17 protein-coding genes are annotated in these 20,276 nt (G+C 41.0%); 11 read left to right on the top strand and 6 right to left on the bottom strand.

What is annotated here, in order from left to right:
* Nucleotides 1-308: 308 nt before the first annotated feature.
* Nucleotides 309-1,322 carry a nucleoid-associated protein YejK gene (gene yejK, locus CWB85_RS01535; RefSeq protein WP_138553890.1) on the bottom strand — a complete coding sequence of 338 codons (1,014 nt, stop codon included), beginning with the start codon at nt 1,320-1,322 and terminating at the stop codon, nt 309-311.
* Nucleotides 1,323-1,384: 62 nt separating this feature from the next.
* Here yejK and CWB85_RS01530 point away from each other — a divergent pair, with 62 nt between their 5' ends.
* The 7 genes from CWB85_RS01530 to CWB85_RS01500 all read left to right on the top strand — a co-directional run bounded on the left by CWB85_RS01530 (nt 1,385) and on the right by CWB85_RS01500 (nt 7,627).
* Nucleotides 1,385-1,597, top strand: a complete 213-nt coding sequence (locus CWB85_RS01530) for a YejL family protein (protein ID WP_016707302.1) — start codon at nt 1,385-1,387, stop codon at nt 1,595-1,597.
* Nucleotides 1,598-1,602: 5 nt separating this feature from the next.
* Nucleotides 1,603-3,099: a DUF3413 domain-containing protein gene (locus CWB85_RS01525; RefSeq protein WP_138553889.1), complete on the top strand. Its 1,497-nt coding sequence runs from the start codon at nt 1,603-1,605 to the stop codon at nt 3,097-3,099.
* A gap of 74 nt (nt 3,100-3,173) precedes the next feature.
* Nucleotides 3,174-3,650 (top strand): DUF4124 domain-containing protein, encoded by a 477-nt coding sequence (locus CWB85_RS01520; RefSeq protein ID WP_138553888.1) that lies wholly within the window; start codon nt 3,174-3,176, stop codon nt 3,648-3,650.
* Nucleotides 3,651-3,732: 82 nt separating this feature from the next.
* Entirely contained in the window at nt 3,733-5,445 is a 1,713-nt protein-coding gene (aceK, locus tag CWB85_RS01515) for a bifunctional isocitrate dehydrogenase kinase/phosphatase (RefSeq protein WP_138553887.1), read from the top strand.
* Nucleotides 5,446-5,460: 15 nt separating this feature from the next.
* Nucleotides 5,461-6,399: a LysR family transcriptional regulator gene (locus tag CWB85_RS01510; protein ID WP_016707306.1), complete on the top strand. Its 939-nt coding sequence runs from the start codon at nt 5,461-5,463 to the stop codon at nt 6,397-6,399.
* A 173-nt stretch (nt 6,400-6,572) separates the two neighbouring features.
* Nucleotides 6,573-7,016, top strand: coding sequence for a ferritin-like domain-containing protein (locus CWB85_RS01505; protein WP_016707307.1), 444 nt, complete (start codon nt 6,573-6,575; stop codon nt 7,014-7,016).
* Between the two features lie 215 nt (nt 7,017-7,231).
* On the top strand, nt 7,232-7,627 hold the full coding sequence (locus tag CWB85_RS01500; protein ID WP_016707308.1) for an ExbD/TolR family protein: 396 nt from the start codon (nt 7,232-7,234) through the stop codon (nt 7,625-7,627).
* Nucleotides 7,628-7,683: 56 nt separating this feature from the next.
* On the opposite strand, the gene CWB85_RS01495 is transcribed toward CWB85_RS01500, so the two are convergent.
* The 4 genes from CWB85_RS01495 to CWB85_RS01480 form a co-directional block, all read right to left on the bottom strand.
* On the bottom strand, nt 7,684-10,680 hold the full coding sequence (locus tag CWB85_RS01495) for a TonB-dependent receptor plug domain-containing protein (protein ID WP_138553886.1): 2,997 nt from the start codon (nt 10,678-10,680) through the stop codon (nt 7,684-7,686).
* Between the two features lie 30 nt (nt 10,681-10,710).
* The gene (locus CWB85_RS01490; protein ID WP_016707310.1) at nt 10,711-11,787 is read right to left on the bottom strand and encodes a FecR family protein; all 1,077 of its coding nucleotides are present in this window, start codon (nt 11,785-11,787) and stop codon (nt 10,711-10,713) included.
* Complete coding sequence (locus tag CWB85_RS01485) at nt 11,784-12,341, bottom strand: RNA polymerase sigma factor (protein WP_016707311.1); 558 nt, start codon at nt 12,339-12,341, stop codon at nt 11,784-11,786. The genes CWB85_RS01490 and CWB85_RS01485 overlap by 4 nt, the downstream gene beginning before the upstream one ends.
* Before the next feature lie 130 nt (nt 12,342-12,471).
* A complete protein-coding gene (locus CWB85_RS01480) occupies nt 12,472-13,362 on the bottom strand; it encodes a LysR family transcriptional regulator (RefSeq protein WP_138553885.1) in 891 nt (296 codons plus the stop codon).
* A gap of 113 nt (nt 13,363-13,475) precedes the next feature.
* Here CWB85_RS01480 and CWB85_RS01475 point away from each other — a divergent pair, with 113 nt between their 5' ends.
* Together CWB85_RS01475 and CWB85_RS01470 are read left to right on the top strand one after the other, a co-directional pair.
* Nucleotides 13,476-14,123 (top strand): peroxiredoxin-like family protein, encoded by a 648-nt coding sequence (locus CWB85_RS01475; RefSeq protein ID WP_016707313.1) that lies wholly within the window; start codon nt 13,476-13,478, stop codon nt 14,121-14,123.
* 74 nt (nt 14,124-14,197) lie between these two features.
* Nucleotides 14,198-14,887 (top strand): haloacid dehalogenase type II, encoded by a 690-nt coding sequence (locus CWB85_RS01470; RefSeq protein WP_493850677.1) that lies wholly within the window; start codon nt 14,198-14,200, stop codon nt 14,885-14,887.
* A gap of 82 nt (nt 14,888-14,969) precedes the next feature.
* On the opposite strand, the gene CWB85_RS01465 is transcribed toward CWB85_RS01470, so the two are convergent.
* Complete coding sequence (locus CWB85_RS01465) at nt 14,970-15,572, bottom strand: TetR/AcrR family transcriptional regulator (protein WP_016707315.1); 603 nt, start codon at nt 15,570-15,572, stop codon at nt 14,970-14,972.
* A 229-nt stretch (nt 15,573-15,801) separates the two neighbouring features.
* Between CWB85_RS01465 and CWB85_RS01460 the strand changes: the two genes are divergently transcribed.
* Nucleotides 15,802-17,004, top strand: coding sequence for an efflux RND transporter periplasmic adaptor subunit (locus CWB85_RS01460; protein ID WP_138553883.1), 1,203 nt, complete (start codon nt 15,802-15,804; stop codon nt 17,002-17,004).
* A 14-nt stretch (nt 17,005-17,018) separates the two neighbouring features.
* The gene (locus tag CWB85_RS01455; protein ID WP_016707317.1) at nt 17,019-20,192 is read left to right on the top strand and encodes an efflux RND transporter permease subunit; all 3,174 of its coding nucleotides are present in this window, start codon (nt 17,019-17,021) and stop codon (nt 20,190-20,192) included.
* Nucleotides 20,193-20,276 lie beyond the last annotated feature (84 nt).

The raw sequence follows: 20,276 nt of genomic DNA, 5'->3' as shown, positions 1-20,276 counted from the left end.
GATTTTATACCAATCGTGTTGAGTTACTGACCATTTATAGCGACAGATAAATGGAGTGATAACAAGGCATAAATTTTGACATGTAGTTGTTCTACATGAAAAATTTATAACGCAGTTAGCGCTTTATTTAGCCCGCTAGAATGGTTAAATATTTAAGTCGATTGGTTTAACTTTCTGACCCCCTGTCAGGCTTATCATTTTGACTGTAACTATGCTGCCACATACAAAAAAAGCGCGGTGTAAACACCACGCTTTCAACTAACTCAAATCTGCTTAAAACTTACCACTTATGGCATAAAGCTGGCGGTTTAGTCTTCACTTTCCATAAACCGTTGTAATTGGTCTTTAAGATTCGGCGGTATGCCTTTAATAACTAATGTATCCGTGGCTTCGTTGTACATAACGCGCTCGCCTAAGTGTTTACGCTCAAAGCTGATGCTCACGCCGCCACCAAGGCCTGAGAATTTGACCATGCTCGTGACCGTTTTTTTATCAACTGGAAATGACTCTTCTAAATCATAGCTTTGCTCTTTGCAAAAGCTTTCAAACGGATTATCATCACCTTTGGTAAGCGTGGCTGATAACTCGCTAACGTTAGCATCTTCACCTGTAGTGACACAGTCGTTACAGTAATCAAACACTTGTTTACGCAGTTCATCTTTTTCTGATTTATCAAACTGTTGCTCTGATAAATAATCTTCAACAGCATTAAGCATGACTTGGCTCTGCTGTTTTGGATCAATCCCTTCTTCACAGCCTAAAAAGTCTAAGAAGAAGTCAGCAACTTTGCGCCCTGCTCGACCTTTGATAAAGGAGATATAACGATTATCTTCAGCTTGGGTATCCCAACCAGTTAAATCTATGCGCGCAGCTAGTTGCATACGCGAAATATCTAAATGCCGCGATGAAGCTAAATCAAGCTCCGAGGTAATTGAATAATGCTCTTTAATGTTGATCATCGCAATCAACATGTAGTCAGTGGCAACATATTGGTAGTGGCAAAATACTAAATACCCGGTTTCGTTAAATGCATATTTATTTAACTCTTCTTTTAAAATCGTTGTCGCTTGCTCTGTCATGTGCCAAAAACCAAGCTCATCGTTACGGTAGCTTTGCATAGCTGATGCGACCACTGAGTTTTTTTCACCACTGAAAGCACAAAACCCTTTGCCAGGTTTGCCATTGTATGCGTGATGAAGTTGCTCGATGAATACAGCGACTTTATCATTCACTGCCATTTCGTCATTGCGCAAATGAATTTGCGTATCGTCGTCTTTTTTGTCTACATAATGAACGACTAACTTTTTAACATCTATTGCCATCTTTGTTTTTCACGCCTCTGGTGTTAAAATACGAGAATATAACTCTTTTATTGAACCAACTGATGCCAATCTTATCAAAATATTCTAATGATGAAGTAGAACAAATCGTCGATCAGCTCATTGATGTGTTAACTAAGCACAATGCGCCGGTTGATTTAAGTCTTATGTGTTTAGGAAATTCTATCACGCATATCTTAAAAGAGCATGTACCAACAGGGAAAAGACAAGCGGTTGCTGACAATTTTGCTAAAGCACTTGCGCAATCGGTTAAATAAACTTTATGAATTTATCGCAGCACAATCAATTTTCGTCTAAAGCAAGTCAATTATTAAGTTGGGGCCATTGGTTCACATTTGCCAATATCGGTTTAGTGTTGCTTATAAGTTCAAGCTACCTATTTGCCGATTCACCACCAACCAGCTTTATGGGTATTCTTTATATGCTAGTGACATGGCTTAGCCACACTAGCTTTATTACCTTTATTGCTTTTGTGCTGACGGTATTTCCGCTGAGTTTGATATTTCCATACCCACGCCATATTCGCGGTATGGCGGCTATACTCGCCACCTGTGGCGCATCATTACTAACCCTAGATGCATATGTATATTTTAACTTAGGTTATCATTTAAGTAGCTCTGCGTTACCTGAAATTGTGTCGCTTTTATGGCATCGCTTAACCAGCTCACCAGCTTTAACCACTTTATTAGCCGGTGGCATTGTTATGCTAATTTTAGCGTTTCAATTACTTGCAAGTAACTATACTTGGCATCATTTAGCGCGTTTAAAACAGTATAAATTTGCCCGCTATGCCAGTTCGTTTTTATTAGTGTGTTTTGCTCTGAGCCACAGTATTCATATATGGGCTGATGCTAATTTAAAGTTTGATATCACTAAGCAAGACAATGTTTTACCTTTGTCTTATCCAACAACGGCGAAAAGCTTGTTGGCGAAGAACGATTTATTGGATATTGAAATTTATAAGCAAGCGCATAACGTAAAGCTTAATACGCAAAACGTTAATTACCTTGCTCCTTCGCCACTTGCTCGCTGCGATAATTTTAACGCCGCAACCATTGATATTTTAGTTTTTAATACCCCCGCAGCATTAACTAATTTTGCTGAACAACAAACTAATTTATACAAAACAGAACGATTTTTGCAACCAACAGCAGCGCAAGATGCCGTATTTAGCCTAATTTATGGTTTACCTGCGTATTACAAATCGGCCTTAATGGCAGAGCAAACGCTCCCTGTTTGGCAAAGCAACCGTCGCAGTATAAGTGTCGATGGCTTTGTTGACTACGGCTATATTAATAGTGAAACAGTGAATAATGCTGCAATACGCATTATTCAAGCAGATGAAAATACAGTACTTCGCACAGATGTTAAGCAAATATTTGCATTTAGTTTAGCGAGTAATGAACAAGGGATTGTTACTGCTTCGCCTTTATACAGTACAGATAAAAAAGTAACCCGAATTGAAGGTTTGATCCAACCTAGCGATTTAATTGCGACCAGTGTTGGTCAATACTTGGGCTGCAAAACTATCGCACACCAAAGTATGTTAGGCGTTAATTTATATGGCAAAAAAGACGATATGGGGGTTAACTATTCGCAAGGAGTCTTTATTGCTTATAAGAAGGACCGCATCACGTTAATCGATTCTGATGGTAATTATAAGAATATTTCTGCTGCGCAAGGTTTTTCTATTGAACAAGGTTTGGATATTCCGTTTTTAGTGCAAAGTATTAAAAAACTAAAAACATTTACCCAATAACGACACTGGCGATTTGCCCTAGTTAGGTTATAGTTTTATATTTGATTGTGACCAAACTAGGGAAGGCTTGCGTAATGAAACCGTGTACATTTTTCGCTATTTTTATTAGTTTGTTATTATTGGCTGATCCGGCAAGCGCCGCTGATCAATATTATAAATGCGTGACAAACAAAGGCACTACATTTAGCCAGTTCCCATGTAGTGAGCAAGCTACCGAGCACAAACTCACTGTCTCACCTAATGTTACCCCTTCGAATAGCAACCATGTTAAAGTTCTTAACTCGCTTGAACGCGAGCAAATTATTCGTAATCTCAACGCTGAAATTCGCAGTGTAAAACACAGACTTGCCATTTTAAGCCGTGACCGTGATCGCGCTGAATATTCGCAGCAACAACGGCTTAATCGTTTAATGAGCGATGATGAGAAAAGAAATGTTAGCAAAGATATCAAAAAACAAATAAAAGTACTTAATAAAACCTATGCCAAAAATACTAAAGCAATTAACAAACAACTCTCCGAATTAGAAAAAAAACTAAAACGTTATGATTAAGCTATTGGGTTTTACCATTATTTAGCATACTCTTAACAACTGTAGAGCATATACTCTACCTGTCATTTTGGAGTACTCATTCATGCTGCCACAAAATATCGCCGAGCTAATTTTAAATGGCTTTAAAAAACATTATAAGTTATTTCAGCAGATCACCTCGCAAGCTCCCTTGGCTTTTGCCCACAGAGACTGGGCGAAAATGCATGATATCAGCCGCTTACGAATAACCTATTATGATGATCGGGTAAACGAAACCACCCAACAGCTGCAGCCACATGCCAATCAACTCGATGAATCACTGTGGTTACAAACAAAACAAACGTATCAGCATTTTTTAGCATTTCATCCCCAAGCGGAATTGGCAGAAACTTTTTACAACTCGGTGTTTTGTCGATTATTTCATCGACGTTATTTTAATAACGATTTCATTTTTGTAAAAGCGACTTTAGCTGATGCACCAGCACTACCAGTTGAAGCTGAATACCGTAGTTATTTTCCTGTAGTCGACGGCTTAAAACCCACCATCAAAAAAATAATTAATCAATTTGATTTTAAAACGGATTTTGTGAATTTGGAACGTGATGTAAGATTGCTCGTAAAAGCATTTTACAAGCAAGCACCCGATACCCATCACCGTGCGTGGCAAATGCGCTTTGATATTCTGCAAACCCCTTTTTATCGTAATAAAGCCGCGTATATAGTTGGCCGAGTCGTGTCGCAAAGTGGTGTGCAACCATTTATTATTGCCGTGCTACATCACCAAGATGAAGGCCTTTATTTAGATGCGCTACTGACTAACTCATCGCAAATGCGGGTTATTTTTGGCTTTGCGCGCGCCTATTTTATGGTTGAAACTCACGCACCGTCGGCCTTAGTTCGCTTTTTGAATCAACTCATGCCCAACAAAACTTTAGCAGAGCTTTACAACGCCATTGGCTTTCATAAGCAAGGTAAAACCGAATTCTATCGCGAGTTTCTAACCCATTTACAACGATCTAATGATGACTTTGTCATTGCACCTGGTACACCCGGCATGGTGATGATGGTATTTACGCTGCCTTCTTTTGACTATGTATTTAAAATAATTAAAGACAAATTTGGCGAGAGCAAACCATTCGGCCGCGATACGGTCCTTAAACGATATCAATTAGTCAAAAGCCACGATCGGGTTGGCCGCATGGCCGATACCATAGAGTATTCGAACGTCGTATTCCCATTAGCACGTTTTGACGCTACATTGCTTGCACAGCTTAAAGCAACTATTGGGTCATCGATGATCATCGAAGGTGATTTACTGATCATCAAACATATGTATATTGAACGCCGCATGACACCGCTTAATTTGTACTTAGAAAACGCTAATGAGGAAGATGCTACTGTTGCAATTACAGAGTACGGTCAAGCGCTTAAAGAAATGATTGCAGTTAATATATTTCCCGGCGATATGTTGCTTAAAAATTTTGGTGTAAGTAAGCATAAACGGATCATTTTTTACGATTATGATGAAGTACAGTATTTAACTGATATGAACTTCAGAGCGCTGCCTAAAGCAAAAAGTTATGACGACTACTTAACCAATGAACAAAGCTACTCAGTAGCACCACAGGATGTATTTCCTGAACAATTATGTACTTTTGTAATGCCTAACCCGCGTTATAAAGCAATCTTTACTCAGGCACACCCTGAATTACTCGATGTAATATTTTGGCAGCAAGCACAACAAAATGTAAAAAAAGGCATTGTTAGCCATATATACCCATATCCGGCAGCACAGCGATTTATCCACCAGTGGTAAACGAAAGGACACACAATGAATATCAGTAAAATAGATTTAAACTTACTCGTTTATCTCGATACCCTATTACGCGAATGCAATGTTACTCGCGCCGCGCATCAACTGAGCATTACACAACCAGCTATGAGCAATGGTTTAAAACGTTTACGTAATTTATTTAATGATCCGATTTTAGTACGTACCAGTGATGGTATGGTGCCTACCGAACGGGCAATTGAATTACAGCCGGTGATCCGGGGTATATTAATGACCCTAGAAGAAACCCTGGCGCCTAACCGCGAGTTTGAAGCTAGTCAAAGTAAACGAGTGTTTCGGATCATGGCCAGTGATTATGCTGCCAGTACGTTGGCACCAAAACTATTAAGTAAACTTCATGCTGAAGCGCCAGATACCACCTTAGATATCCTAACGCCGAGCGACGTTACCTTCCATGATGTAGAAAATGGTAAAGTTGACATGGCGATTAACCGTTTTGAAAACTTACCACAATCGTTTCATCATAAGCGGATCTGGAAAGACAGCTTTTGTTGCTTAGTCAAAGCCGACAACCCGATAATCGAGAACTTTAGCCTAGATAGTTATTTAAAAGCCCGCCATATTTGGGTGAGTAAAACAGGCTTTGGTGTCGGCGTGGGTATGGATCCTAAAGATGTGCAGAAACTAGGCTGGGTAGATGAAGCCCTCGCCCATTTTGGCAAACACCGCAATATTGCAACCTTTACCCGTAATTATCATGTTGCTATTCACTTAGCAAAAGAACAAAATCTCGTTGCTACACTGCCTTCAAAAGCCGCCAATATTTATTTAGACGATGCTGGTTTAAAAATACTTGAACCCCCTTTTCCTATTCCGCCCTTTGAGCTTGATATGATCTGGAGTCCACTATTACACCGTGATGCAAGTCATATTTGGTTACGGCAAAAAGTAGCCGAAGTAGCCGAAGAATTAAAATAACCATCTTACAAAGTTTGTGTAAAATTTGCTTACTGAGCTTTGTCTAGTAAGCAAAGTCTTTCAAGAAACAATATTTTCTCACTAATAAACAAGATGTTATATTTATTTCTCATACTGGAACATGGCTTGCTTTAGTTAGTGTGAATTTCATTAAACTTAAAGAGGTCACAATTATGAATACCCATCAAGGACAAGACGTTAATCATATCACTGACATTATCCAAGTAATGAACAGCGGCATCGACTTTTATGAAAAAGCCCAAGAGAAAGTAAAAGATCCGGCAATTGGTGCATTATTTCAACGCATGATAGATGCCCGTAAAGTCAGTGTTGAAAACTTACAGCCCTATGCAATCAATGAGCAAGGTGAACGTGAAGATGGCTCATCATTTGCTGTTGAAGCTCGCCGAGCCTACACTGCGCTGATCACTAAATTTAGCTCAGATAACGATGAAACATATGTTAAAGAGCTTGAAGAAGTGGAAGATAAAACACTCTCAGAAATCAAAACAGCGATGAAAAAACCACAACCACATGACTGTGAAGCTGCGCTGGCTAAAGTATTATTAACCATGCAAAGCTGCCATACTGAAATGAGCCGTATGCAAAAGCATTAATCACAATACTTAAATAGAAGCCCAGCTAGATACTGGGCTTTTTTATGCCTATAACAATGCCCATACAATTTTTAATAACAAAATAATGCAAAGAATTAATAAAAATAGAATATTTATTTAACCACGGCATAAATTTAATCGTCTAGGCTTATTAATAGGTACCTACTACCGTGCTGTGGCGCCGCAGCATTTTATTAAAAAAATAAGGTTCCACTATGAGAAATAAACAACATATACAACAAAGTAATGCCGACGTAGATATGACCCCGATGCTTGATATCGTGTTCATATTATTGATTTTCTTTATAGTTACAACATCATTTATAAAACCCGTTGCTATTGAGTTACATCGCCCATTAGATAAGCCTAATATTGATAAATTAACGAAAAGCGCTCATTTTAGTATTGACCAAAATAACGCTATACATTTTGGTGAACGCTTAATCACATTAGATCAAATCGCCACTAACCTCGCTATGTTCGCAGCAAACTATGATATATCTACTGTGCAAATAACAGCGGACGAGAACAGCACTCACCAAACCTTAATGACTGTAATGAACAACATCAAAAGCTATGAAAACTTCCCAATAACACTGACTTCTAATTAAACACAAAAAAAGGGCCTTACGGCCCTTCAAAAGTTAAATAACGTAGGAGAAGTTATTTAGAATCGGTATTCAGCACCTACATAGTAGTAAGCACCATTAAAGCCAAATGGCGCAGAGCGACGTGAGTACTCAAACACCCCTGTAGAACTAACTATCGTATTCCCCGATGCATCCACTATAGTGCCTGCGCGTGAGTTACCAATGGTGTTTTTATCTGGGTATACGTCAAATAAGTTGTTAGCGCCAATATTTAATGACAGGTTATCAGTAACGTAATAGTTCACTTTAACATCTGTTAGAATTTCAGCCCCGTAGGTTTGACGACCACCGTCTTCGACTGTATATTCACCAAAGCGGTTAAATGACAAGTTGACTGTCCAATCTTCTACACGGTATAAAGCACTTAAGTTAACTCTATCTTGTGGTTGCCACTCTTCGATGATTGAGGTTTCTTGCGAAGAAAATACATCTTCAACAGGAATAGTCTCAAGACCACTGCCTTGTGGGGTAAATAAATCCACGACATCGGTTTCAGTAAAATTAGCTGCTAAGGTAAAATCTAGCGTGCCGCCTAACCCTTCAGTATTCCAGGTTGCTACAAAATCAATGCCTTGTGTCTCTGTGTCGGCACCATTTAAGAAAAACTGTCCAGCCCCTGCCCCAGAACTTACTAATGCAGCATCTAAGGTGTCTGATAAGCCTTTGCCTAAACGATTACTGATCACAATGCGGTCATCAATATCAATTGAATAGTAATCTAACGTCACATTAATGTTATCAGTCACGTTATATACAATACCCATACTTAGATTTTGTGATTGCTCTTCTTTAAGCTTTGGAATACCGATACTTTGCGCAAGCGTACTGTCGTTTCTAAACGTACCAACTTCTTCAGCCACTAAAGCACCATTAGGACCAACCACAAATTGCGTGCTTATGTTATTAAAATATAACTGCTGCATAGAAGGTGCTCTAAAGCCTGTACTCACCGCACCACGTAACGATACGTCATCAGTCACAGACCAGTTACCAGCTAACTTAAAGTTTACCGTGTCACCAAACCCCTTGTAGTTATCATAGCGCAGCGCACCTGAAATAATGACATCATCAATAATGTAGGTTTCAGCATCAAGATAAAATGAAATAACATCACGAGATTCATCCACTGATGACGCAGGCGCTGAGCCACCAAACCCTTGCGTACCACCAGCGGCATTTTCGCTGCCAATACCTGCGCTCAGACCGTCGTAAATATTTACACCATTATTGGTATCGTAATCACGGTATGCGTATTCGCTACCTTCGAGAATACGGTATTCATCAGTGCGTAATTCCGCCCCCATCGCAAGCGAGAAATCATCATAATCTTGCGTAAAGTCAAGGTTAATCGTTTGCAGTGATAACTCCATGCCATACGCATACGCTTGGCGAGGGATAGTGGCACGAATATCATCGGCACTTAGACCTTGCTCGTATCGCAGTAAATTTGCATATGAGCCATTGATGGTATCACTGGTCGTGTAATCGATGCTGTTTTCACCATAAGTATATGACAAATCAAGACTTGAGCTATTATCAAAGTCTTTTTTAAAGCCAAAGTTGTACGACACATCATCAATGGTGGTATTAATTTTTGGTAAGAAACCCACCGGGATCACCGCATCACCATCTTGCAATACCGGGTTACCAGCACCATTAGCATTTTCACGGAAAAATGCGGCAGATTCATTATCACGGGTAGAGTAAGTGATGAAACCGTAGAGCTCACCACCTGCAAGCTCATAACCCGTATTCACTGTTAACGCAAACTGTTGAGAGTCTGCATCACCAATTCTAAAGGTATCACGAGGAGCTGTTAACTCACGAGGATCACCCGCTAACAAGGTGCCATCAGAAAGTTCTGTACAACCATAAAATTGGCAAGAGCCATGCAAACCCGCGCGATTAGTTGGCGCACGGTCACGGTAATTAATCGTCGTATTTAAATAACCCTCATCACCTAAAGCAAAGCCTTTATTAAAATCAACGGTTACGGTTTCACCATCTCCTTCAGAATATTGACCATAGTTAACGGTGGCTTTTCCACCTTCATCAGCATCTTTTAAAACAATGTTAATAACACCTGCAATCGCATCAGAACCGTATTGCGCAGCAGCACCATCACGTAACACTTCGATACGCTTGATTGCAGCAGCTGGAATTGCATTCATATCAGTGCCTGCAGTGCCACGCCCTACCGAGGTATTAATATGGATAATACTGGCTTGATGACGGCGCTTACCATTGATAAGAACTAAAGTTTGATCAGGCCCTAAACCACGTAACGTAGCAGGACGAAGTGCATCAGTGCCATCACTGATCGATGAACTTGAAAAGTTAAAAGAGGGTGCAATTGCTTGCAGCATACGACCAACTTCTGTTTGCCCTGTATTTTCCAGTGCTTCGGCACTTAAAATATCAACGGGGACGGGTAAATCTTCAACTGAACGCCCTGCTACACGGCTACCAACAATAGCAATTTTTTCAATGTTTTCTTGCGCTGCTTGTTCTTGTGCGTTTGCCACTTGACTGTTAGTTGCCATTAAAAGTGGTAAAACAGCGGCACTGACCCCTGAAAGCTTTCTCATGTTGTTATCATTCCTATTGATTTGTTTGAGTTTTATACTCAGTAAACCATTTTGATCAACAACCGCATCGAGTTCAGTCTGTTTTAGCATATTGCTAAGCGCTTCTAACTGAGTGTAATAACCATACACTGATTGAGCTTGGTATTGTTTGGCTAAATCGAACGAAAAAACCACCGTTTGTTCCGTTTGTTTAGCAAATTCAATCAGTGCTAAGTCTGCTCGTTGCGCTTTTATGTCAAATTGTATCATCTGTGATTCAGCCGCCGCGCTCACATTAAAGCTTAATGCAAGCGGTGCAGCCGCTAAAAACCCACACATTGAATACGTTTGGTTACTGCGCAACTTATATAAACAGTTGAGAATGAATAATCCGCTATATAATTTTATCTTTTTATTAATTATTTTATTACTTTTTGCTTTAACCATTATAACTTCTGACACTTTTAATCAAAAAGCTTAACCATGATCGGACTGTTTAAGGCTCACAATGTGTTCACCTAAACGTTCATGTTCAATGGCTAAATTTAATCGTAAACTATCGAGCAACCCGACAATATCCCCAGCCTTAAAAACACCCGCTACTTTTAGTGAAGCTAAACGTGGATCTGCTAATTCAAAGCGTGTTGCGGTATACCTACTCACTTCTTGTAATGCATCGCTAAGCGGTTCACCGTTAAAAATTAACATTCCTTGTTGCCATGCTAAATCGCGCTGTACATCATCTTGTGTTAAACGCGTAATTGGCTTTGTAATACTTTCTTTTATGACCGCTTTTTCACCAGATATGACAATACTTGCATTGATATTTTTAACCTTTGCAGTATCGTTACTGGCATTTTGTAATTGTACGAAATCATCCGCATTAACAGCGACTGAAGGGTCAGTGATCATCACTTTGCCTTCTGTCACCACTAACTCTAGATCTGATGCTGCATTACGCTGCACATTAAACACCGTACCTAACGCTGTAAATGACTTATCCCCTGCCATCACCGTAAACGGACGGGCAGCATCTTTAGCAACGTTAAAACGTCCTTCGCCTCGAGTTAAGATCAACTGGCGACGACTCTTTGTATACGCCACTTCCAATAAACTATTGGTATTTAGTTGTACTATGGTGCTGTCAGGTAATACAAACGTGGCTTGCTCTCCCACTTTAGTACGATAAATTTTGCTGTACTTTGCCTGTTCATGAGGCGCACTAGGCCAATGCTCAATACCAATAAACATAAAACTAGCAATCAATAAAGCGGCAAAAATACTGGCAGCAATCGAAAAATGTGTGGTTTTACGCGCAGGTTTATTAATACCATGCTTATTGGGGAATAAACTACTTAGCTCATTAAGCACGCTTAATTCGTCCCACAATTGGGCTAATTCGAATACCGCATCTTGATGGGCTTTATTTTCTTTAACCCAGCGCTGGAATTGCTGACGTTCTTGCGCAGATAAACCACGATCCATGGCACTGATCCAACGACTCGCTTTAGCTTGAATAGCGTCTTTAGACGAAAACTGATGAATATTACTCATTCTCCCACCCTCCTGGCAGGTTTAATTGTAGGTTTATGCTGCTCACCCAACTGTTCATGCTGCTGCATATAATGCATCGACTGTAACAAACCTTTAGCGATATGTTTTTCAACGGTACTTTCGCTTAATTTCATATGCGCTGCGATTTCTTTTTGGCTCATGCCGTATACTTTCTTTAATATAAAACATTTTCGTACTGGCTGGCTTAGCTGCTCAGTAGCGCGACAAAATAATAAGAAGCGCTCTTTTGAGGTCACTTCATCCTCAAGTTGCATTGATTTTAATGCTTGCTGGTAATCATCCGTCGTGTCTAGTGAATCACACTGTTGATTATCCCATTTTGCAATATGATTAAGCGCTAAATGCTTGGCTGTTTTTAACATGTAACTACGAGCATACTTAATATCTTGTTTTAAATCAGCCTGATAGCTTTTAACAAAGGTTTCTTGTACGATATCTTCTACATCATCTGGTTGCACAATACGCGAAACAAACCGACGCAGCTGCGAAGACAACTCTAGAAATGTAGTGGATAATGCAAGCTTACGCGTCATTATTGACTGTACCTTTGTTATTATTGTTACGCTAAGAGTACGAGTTTTGGCGACAATTACAAGCGCGATTGTTAATTTTGTGGTTATTTACGCCGCTTCCCTCACAAAACACTTACACTATTTATTAATTTTAAACTAAGGGTGTGCTGAATAACGATTTCATAAAATCATAAAACACTTCTGTTTTTCGGGTGGTTAAACTGTTTTGCGGTTTCAAAAACCAAACCGGTGCATCGTTATCAGCTAACACACCTGGAAGTACTTCAATTAACTGCCCGCTGGCTAACTCTTCAAAAATTGCTAATTTCGACTTAATTGCGATTCCGTGCCCTGCAATGGCCGCTTGAGTCATATTATCTGAGTTTGAAATAGTAAAACGTGTTTTGGCGTTAAAATTAACGACTGTTTGATTGTCACTTCTTAACTTTAGTTGTCGCTGCCAAGGTAGGCATACCCAATAATGTTGTGCTAATTCAGCGAGATCAGTTGGCATACCATATTTTGCTACATAACTTGGGGCAACACATAAAATACGATGATTATTCACCACTTTACGAGAAAGCAATCCAGAGTCAGTAAGTTTCCCCACGCGAATAGCAACATCTTGTGCATCATCTACAACATTAACAAAGTTATCTGAAATCAAAAAATCTAAGGTCAGCTCAGGGTATTGCGCTTCAAATGCAATGAGTTTAGGCATCACAAACTTTGAAAACACCCAAGGCGGCATGGTGACCCTAAGTAAACCACTCACCGATGATCCCCGCGCACCAATACTATGCTCTGCATCATGTAATGCTTCTAAAATAGAGCCAACTCGTTGATAAAATACTTCACCCGCAGGCGATAAGCGAATTCGTCGGCTATCTCTGAACACCAGTACAGTTGATAACTCTCGCTCTAGCTTCGTCAGCCTATGGCTCACCGTTGCGGGTGATAGCCCTTGTGCGCTGGCTGCCGCTAACACCCCTTTGTTTTCAACAATCGCTATAAATGTTTCTAAATCACTAATACTGTACATGCAGGCCTCCTAATATGTTCAACATTTTCGAACACAGCTTTTAGTTTTACAATGTTTATTTAAATAAGCCAAACAGTATACTGGTTAACATTCAAGCCTAAGAGGAAACAATCATGAACTTAACAGCTCAAATTACCGCCTACGAGCAGCAAAAAAAAGCCAATGTACCCAGTGATATTCTTGCTGTGATGGACCAAACCACAGAACAATTAATAGCAACCCACCTTAAAGATAACGCCTTAAAGGTGGGTGATGCTGTCGCTGATTTCAGTTTAACTAACCAACATGGTGGCACAACAAGATTCGCTGACTTACTTGCCTCAGGCCCTGTCGTCATCAGTTTCTATCGTGGTGGTTGGTGCCCATATTGTAATTTAGAGCTAAAAGCGCTCAATGCACTCTTGCCTGACTTTAAAGCACTGGGAGCAAAACTTGTGGCGATTTCTCCACAGTTGCCTGATGCATCATTAACCACTGCACAAAAAAATGCACTTGAATATGATGTACTCTCAGATGTGGGCAATCAAGTCGCCGAACAGTTTGGTTTAGTGTTTACGCTCGATGAGCGCTTAAAACCTATCTATGCGCAATTTGGTTTAGATATTGCGCAAGCTAATGGCGATGATAGTTTTCAACTACCTTTACCTGCAACTTATGTTGTAGATCAACATGGGATCATCACCTACGCTTTTGCTGATGAAGATTATACATTACGCGCAGAGCCAAGTGATGTGCTTAACTCATTAAAGGTGGATAAATAATGATGCTAATTAAAAAAATACATACCGTGATTGTTACTATTTTAGTCACTTGCAGTTTATTTGGAGCAAACGTTATGGCAGATCAATCTCAGCTAAACAAACCAAAAGTAATTATTTTTGATGTAAACGAAACACTACTTGATCTTGAGTCTATGCGCACATCGATTGGTGCTGCATTGGGCGGTCGTGAAGATTTATTACCTTTATGGTTTTCAACCATGCTGCATCATTCACTCGTCAGTACAGCGATTGGGGATTATCAAGACTTTGGTAAAATCGGTGTTGCTTCATTACTCATGGTGGCGCAAAACAACAAGATAAAACTCGATGCCGAGCAAGCGAAAACAGCCATTGTTACACCGTTATTAAGTTTACCCGCACACCCTGACGTAAAAGCTGCGTTGCAAACGTTGAAAGCTCGTGGTTATAAATTAGTGAGCCTTACAAATTCATCTAACCATGGTGTAAAAACACAGTTCGAAAATGCTGGCCTAACCGCATTTTTTGACGCACGTTACAGCATCGAAGATATTAAAATTTACAAACCAGATTTACGTGCTTATCAGTGGGCGTTGGATAAATTAGGGGTAAAACCAGAACAGGCACTGATGGTTGCCGCGCATGGTTGGGATATTGCAGGGGCAAAAGCTGCAGGCTTACAAGCCGCTTTTATTGCTCGCCCTGGTAAAGCGCTGTATCCACTTGCAGAAAAACCTGACTACAACGTGAAAGATTTAACAGAGTTAACCGCTCTACTCAAATAAGCCTGATCTAGGTTGCAGTTCCAAGTTGATTTACCCAAATCAATACCCAAGCGATCCACTCATGGATGAGTTGTGGTCGCTTTTATTTTTGTAGTTTAATACCGCTAATAAAAAATCGTGACGTTAGGTCAATTAGCTGTTCAATTTTTTCCTCATCAAGCGCTGGCTTCCATTGGATCACTTGCTCCCAGTAGGCCATTTTTTTTAACCCACCGTAGAAAAATGCCGCTGCAATATCCGCGGGAATATCGTTTAAAATTCCAGCCTCATGTGCTTGAGCAAACCACCCTTGTAACCCTTTACCACAATCTAAAAACTTTTCCTCTAAGCGCGCTGCTTGTTGTTGATCTCGCATTGACTCAATAATCACAATACGCGACAACGTTAAATAATCTTGATCACTGCCCAACGCAAGCGATAGTCTCGCAAGCTCCTTTAACTGATCATACACAGCCACATCACTGCGATAATGATAATTTTGTAGCTGCTCAATACGTGATAATAGCAATTGCACTACGTTATCAAATAAAGCTTGTTTATTGGCATAATGCTTATACAGTGTCCGCTTTGAAACATTCGCTTTTCTGGCGATGGCCTCCATGGTCGTACCGACTAAACCACGATGTGCAAACTCCTCGATCGCAACACACAATACATCATTGTGCTTTGTATTATTTGGTTCCATACTGCCCCCAATATTTATCCAAACATGATACATGAATAAACGAACCGATAAAAAGTAAACGTAAGTGTATACCTTAAACTTGAATAGGTATACACTTGCGTTTACTTAAGCTAAATGGATTCTGCATTACTCAATGTACGTTGATCATAAAATCAATCAGTGTGTCATGCTGCTAACCTAGAAAACATTTAATATTTTCATACTTAACAATTGGAACTGTGGAGTAATCATGCGTCTGCCTTTCGCACCATCACAATTATCTTTACCTGTATTATTATTAACCTCAGCCGCATTATTACTGCAAGGTTGTAGTGAGGCACCTAAAGCCGAGCAAGCAGCAATGCACCCTGCGGCTGTTGCAACCACTATTGCAAGCTATGAAGATGCCCCTTTTACTATTGAACTGCCTGCGACCTTATCAGGGTCTAAAGAAGTTGAAGTCCGTGCCAGAGTTACTGGAATATTAGAATCACGTAATTTTGATGAAGGGCAAACCGTCAACCAAGGACAGTCACTATTCACTATCGATTTAGCACCATATCAACTCGCGGTTGAGAGTGCACAAGCCGCCTTAGACGGCGCAAAAGCGTCATTGGTGCAATCTGAGCGTGAAGTTAAACGTTTAGCAAAGCTACGCGCCGACAAGTCAGTTTCACAACGTGATTACGATAACGCCAGCTCCACCAAAGACATTGCAACTACCACGTTAGCAGCCGCTAAAGTGGCACTAAAGGAAGCACAGCTCAATTTAGAATATGCACAAGTTAAAGCACCTGTTGCGGGAGTGATGGGTCGTGAATTTGTCTCTGAAGGCACTTATGTATCAGGTCCAGATCTATTATTAACGCAGATAACTCAACTTGATCCTATTCGCTTACGCTTTGGTATTTCTGAGCGTGAGCAGTTACACATGCGTCAAGATGTCGAAAATGGCTCATTAACCTTGCCAGAAAAAGGTCAATGGCATACCAGCATTAAACTACAAGATGGCTCTTTGTATCAGCAAACAGGCAAAGTGAACTTCTCTGACGTGCGTATCAACCCTAATACCGGCACCAGTGAACTACAGGCTATTATCCCTAACCCTGATTTTAAACTACGTCCTGGGCAGTTTGTGCGTGTTAGATTAAGTGGCGCGGTTCGTAAAAACGCTTTCGTTATACCACAGCGCGCAGTGCTTGATAATGGCACAGGCAAATTTGTTTATGTAGTCGCAAAAAATGAACAAGGCGGCACAATTGCCCGCCCCGCACCAGTTGAAGTGGGCGAATGGATCCAAAAACCTGACAATCAAGGTGATAAGAACTTTTGGTTGATTAAGTCAGGGCTAAACGCTGGTGATGAAGTGATCATTGATGGTATGGCAAAGATTTTCTTTCCTGGTATGCCAGTGGCTGTTAACAATGCAACACACAACGTAAGCGCAGACTAAGCGCAGGGAGTTTTATGTTTTCTCGTTATTTTATCGACAGACCTATTTTTGCGTTTGTTATCTCTATTGTGATTGTTTTGGCGGGCCTTGCCGCCATGCGTAGTTTGCCGATTGCGCAATACCCTGAAATTGCTCCGCCTGTTGTGCAAGTGACAGCCGCCTATCCTGGCGCGTCCGCTGAAGTACTTGAGCAAACCGTTGCAGCACCTATAGAAAATGCCATTACAGGTGTAGAAGGCATGATGTATATGTCATCGACTTCAACCAGTTCAGGTGCAACGACTATCGAAATTACTTTTGAAATCGGCACCGATATTGACCAAGCAGCGGTCAATGTTAATAACCGTGTTAAGCAAGTTGAAGCACGTTTACCAGAAGAAACCCGCCGCCAAGGTGTCGTTGTACAAAAAGGTTCGTCGAGCTTTTTGCAGGTTCATGCGTTTTATTCGCCAGATGATAGTCGCGACAGTTTGTGGACGTCTAATTATGTGACCCTGAATATTTTAGATCGCATCAAACGCATTCCTGGTACCACCAGCGTGCAGATTTTTGGTGCTAAAGATTACGCTATGCGCATTTGGTTGCGTCCGGATGTAATGAGTCAGCTCGGTGTGACTGTCGAAGAAGTTGCCGGCGCCATTCGCAGTCAAAACTCGCAATATGCAGCAGGCTCGATTGGTGCTACCCCAACATCACAATCTGCACAAGAGCTGGTTTACAGTGTCACTGCGCAAGGGCGCTTATCAGAGCCTGAACAGTTTGAAGAGATCATTATTCGCTCAAACCTAGATGGCAGCAGTTTACGTTTAAAAGATATAGCCCGTGTTGAACTCGGCGCAAAAGATTACAACTTTAGAGGCACCATCAACGGCAAGGAAGCGGTATTATTAGGTATTTTCTTACAACCTGGTGCCAACGCTCTTGATGTAGCCGCAGAAGTTAATGGCGTACTAGCAGAAGTAACTCAGCAATTCCCTGCAGGTCTTGCTCATTTAAATTCGTACGACACCACGCGCTTTGTAGAAGTGTCGATCCGCGAAGTAGTTAAAACACTACTTGAAGCGATGGTTCTGGTATTTCTAGTGGTATTTTTGTTTTTACAAAATTGGCGCGCAACACTTATTCCAACCCTTGCCGTTCCAGTCTCATTACTTGGTACATTCGCCGGTATGTATATGCTCGGTTACTCAATTAACTCACTAACCTTATTTGGTATGGTGTTATCGATTGGTATCGTGGTCGATGACGCTATCGTGGTACTTGAGAATGTTGAACGTATCATGCATGAAGAGCATGTTAGCGCCCATGAAGCCGCCATTAAAGCCATGAAAGAAGTATCAGGTCCAGTGGTGGCTATTGTGTTGGTGCTGTGCTCTGTGTTCGTGCCAATTGCCTTTTTAGGTGGATTAACTGGTGAATTATTCCGCCAGTTTGCAATTACTATCTCAATTGCCGTTAGTCTATCCGGCGTAGTCGCACTGACCATGACCCCCGCTTTATGTGTACTGATTTTAAAACAAGAACACAAACAAACTGCTAAGTTCTTTTTATGGTTCAATCGTGTATTTACCAGCATAACCAGTAAATATGTCGGTGCTGTAGGATTTATGGTTCGCCGTGGTGCACTCGGCTTATTGCTGATGATTGGTATGGTGTCAATCACTATTGGACTTTGGAAAAATACCCCAGGTTCACTGGTGCCCGACGAAGACCAAGGTTTTTATATCTCAGCTATTTTCTTACCTGATGGCTCGTCCCTTGAGCGCACAGAAAAAGTAGTCGCAGAAGTCATTAGTGCCGTACAGTCAAATCCAGCCAACGAAAATGTCGTGGCATTCACTGGTTTTGACTTTATCGGTGGCGGGTATAAAAATAGTGCAGCAACCTTATTCGTAACGCAAAAGCATTGGGATGAACGCGAAGTTGATACTAAGAGCCTCGTCAATGAACTGTTTATGAAAACAGCGCATATCAATGAAGCGTTGGTGTTAGCGTTTAACCCCCCAGCTATTTTTGGTTTAGGCAATACTGGCGGTTTTGAATTTTATATTCAAAACAAAGGTGCTGGCGGCCCTGAAAAGCTACAGCAAGCCATGGGATTGATGATGGCTGAAGCGCAAAAAAGCCCTGTTTTAAGCGGTTTACAAACCTTATGGCGACCGAATGCGCCGCAACTTAAAGTTGATGTTGACCGCGAACAAGCCCGTGCTATGGGTATTGAAATTGACGATGCGTTCACCGCCTTAGCAGGTACTCTAGGCACATATTATGTTAATGATTTCAATAAATTTGGTCGTGCATGGCAAGTACTGATGTCGGCAGAGGCAGAGTTTAGAATGAAGCCAGATGACATTGGCCGAATTTATGTGAAAAACAGCCAAGGGACTATGGTGCCCATGTCAGCGTTTACTAATATAGAGTACAGCCGCGGGCCTGAAAGCCTTAACCGTTATAACAACTTGCCTGCGGTTAAATTACTGGGTAATGCAGCACCGGGTTACAGCTCTGGACAAGCAATTGCGGAAGTTGAACGTATTGCAAAAGCCGTCTTACCACCGGATATGACCTACGACTGGACCGGCTCTGCGTACCAAGAAAAACGCAGCTCAGGCACCACAGGTATCGCCTTAGGCCTAGCAGTGATCATGGTGTTTTTAATTCTTGCAGCACTGTATGAGCGTTGGTCATTACCATTATCTGTCATGTTAGCTTTGCCATTTGGTACCTTTGGTGCGTTGGTTTCAATTTGGTTAGTTGGTATGACCAATGATGTCTACTTCCAAATCGGTTTGGTTACCCTACTTGGCTTAGCCAGTAAGAACGCAATCCTGATTGTTGAATACGCCTTGATGAAACATCAACAAGGTTGGAGCGCAAGCGCTGCTGCACTTGAAGCTGCCCGTCTACGTTTTAGACCTATTATTATGACCTCGTTAGCGTTTATTTTAGGCGTAGTTCCTTTGGTTATCAGTTCTGGCGCCGGTGCTGGTGCTCGTCACAGTGTCGGTACAGGGGTTATGGGCGGCATGATGGCCGCAACATTCCTAGCCGTGTTCTTTGTGCCGCTGTTCTTCTATTGGTTAACCGAGCGCAAATTAACAGAGCAGCGCTCACGTACTGATTTAGCAGATGAAATCGCAGCTCACCATAAACGAGAGCATGTTGATACTCAAGAAGGTAACGTTTAACAAAAATATAAGGGCAAACAGTAGTTTGCCCTTTCTTTTGGCTATTTGATAACTAGCAATTTAATCTCGTCAGCGCTACTATTA

It is taken from the genome of Pseudoalteromonas sp. S1727, assembly GCF_005886375.1.
Classification (GTDB): domain Bacteria; phylum Pseudomonadota; class Gammaproteobacteria; order Enterobacterales; family Alteromonadaceae; genus Pseudoalteromonas; species Pseudoalteromonas haloplanktis.
The sequence above is the reverse complement of the archived record's forward strand: the minus strand, read 5'-3'. Positions and strand labels throughout refer to the sequence as shown.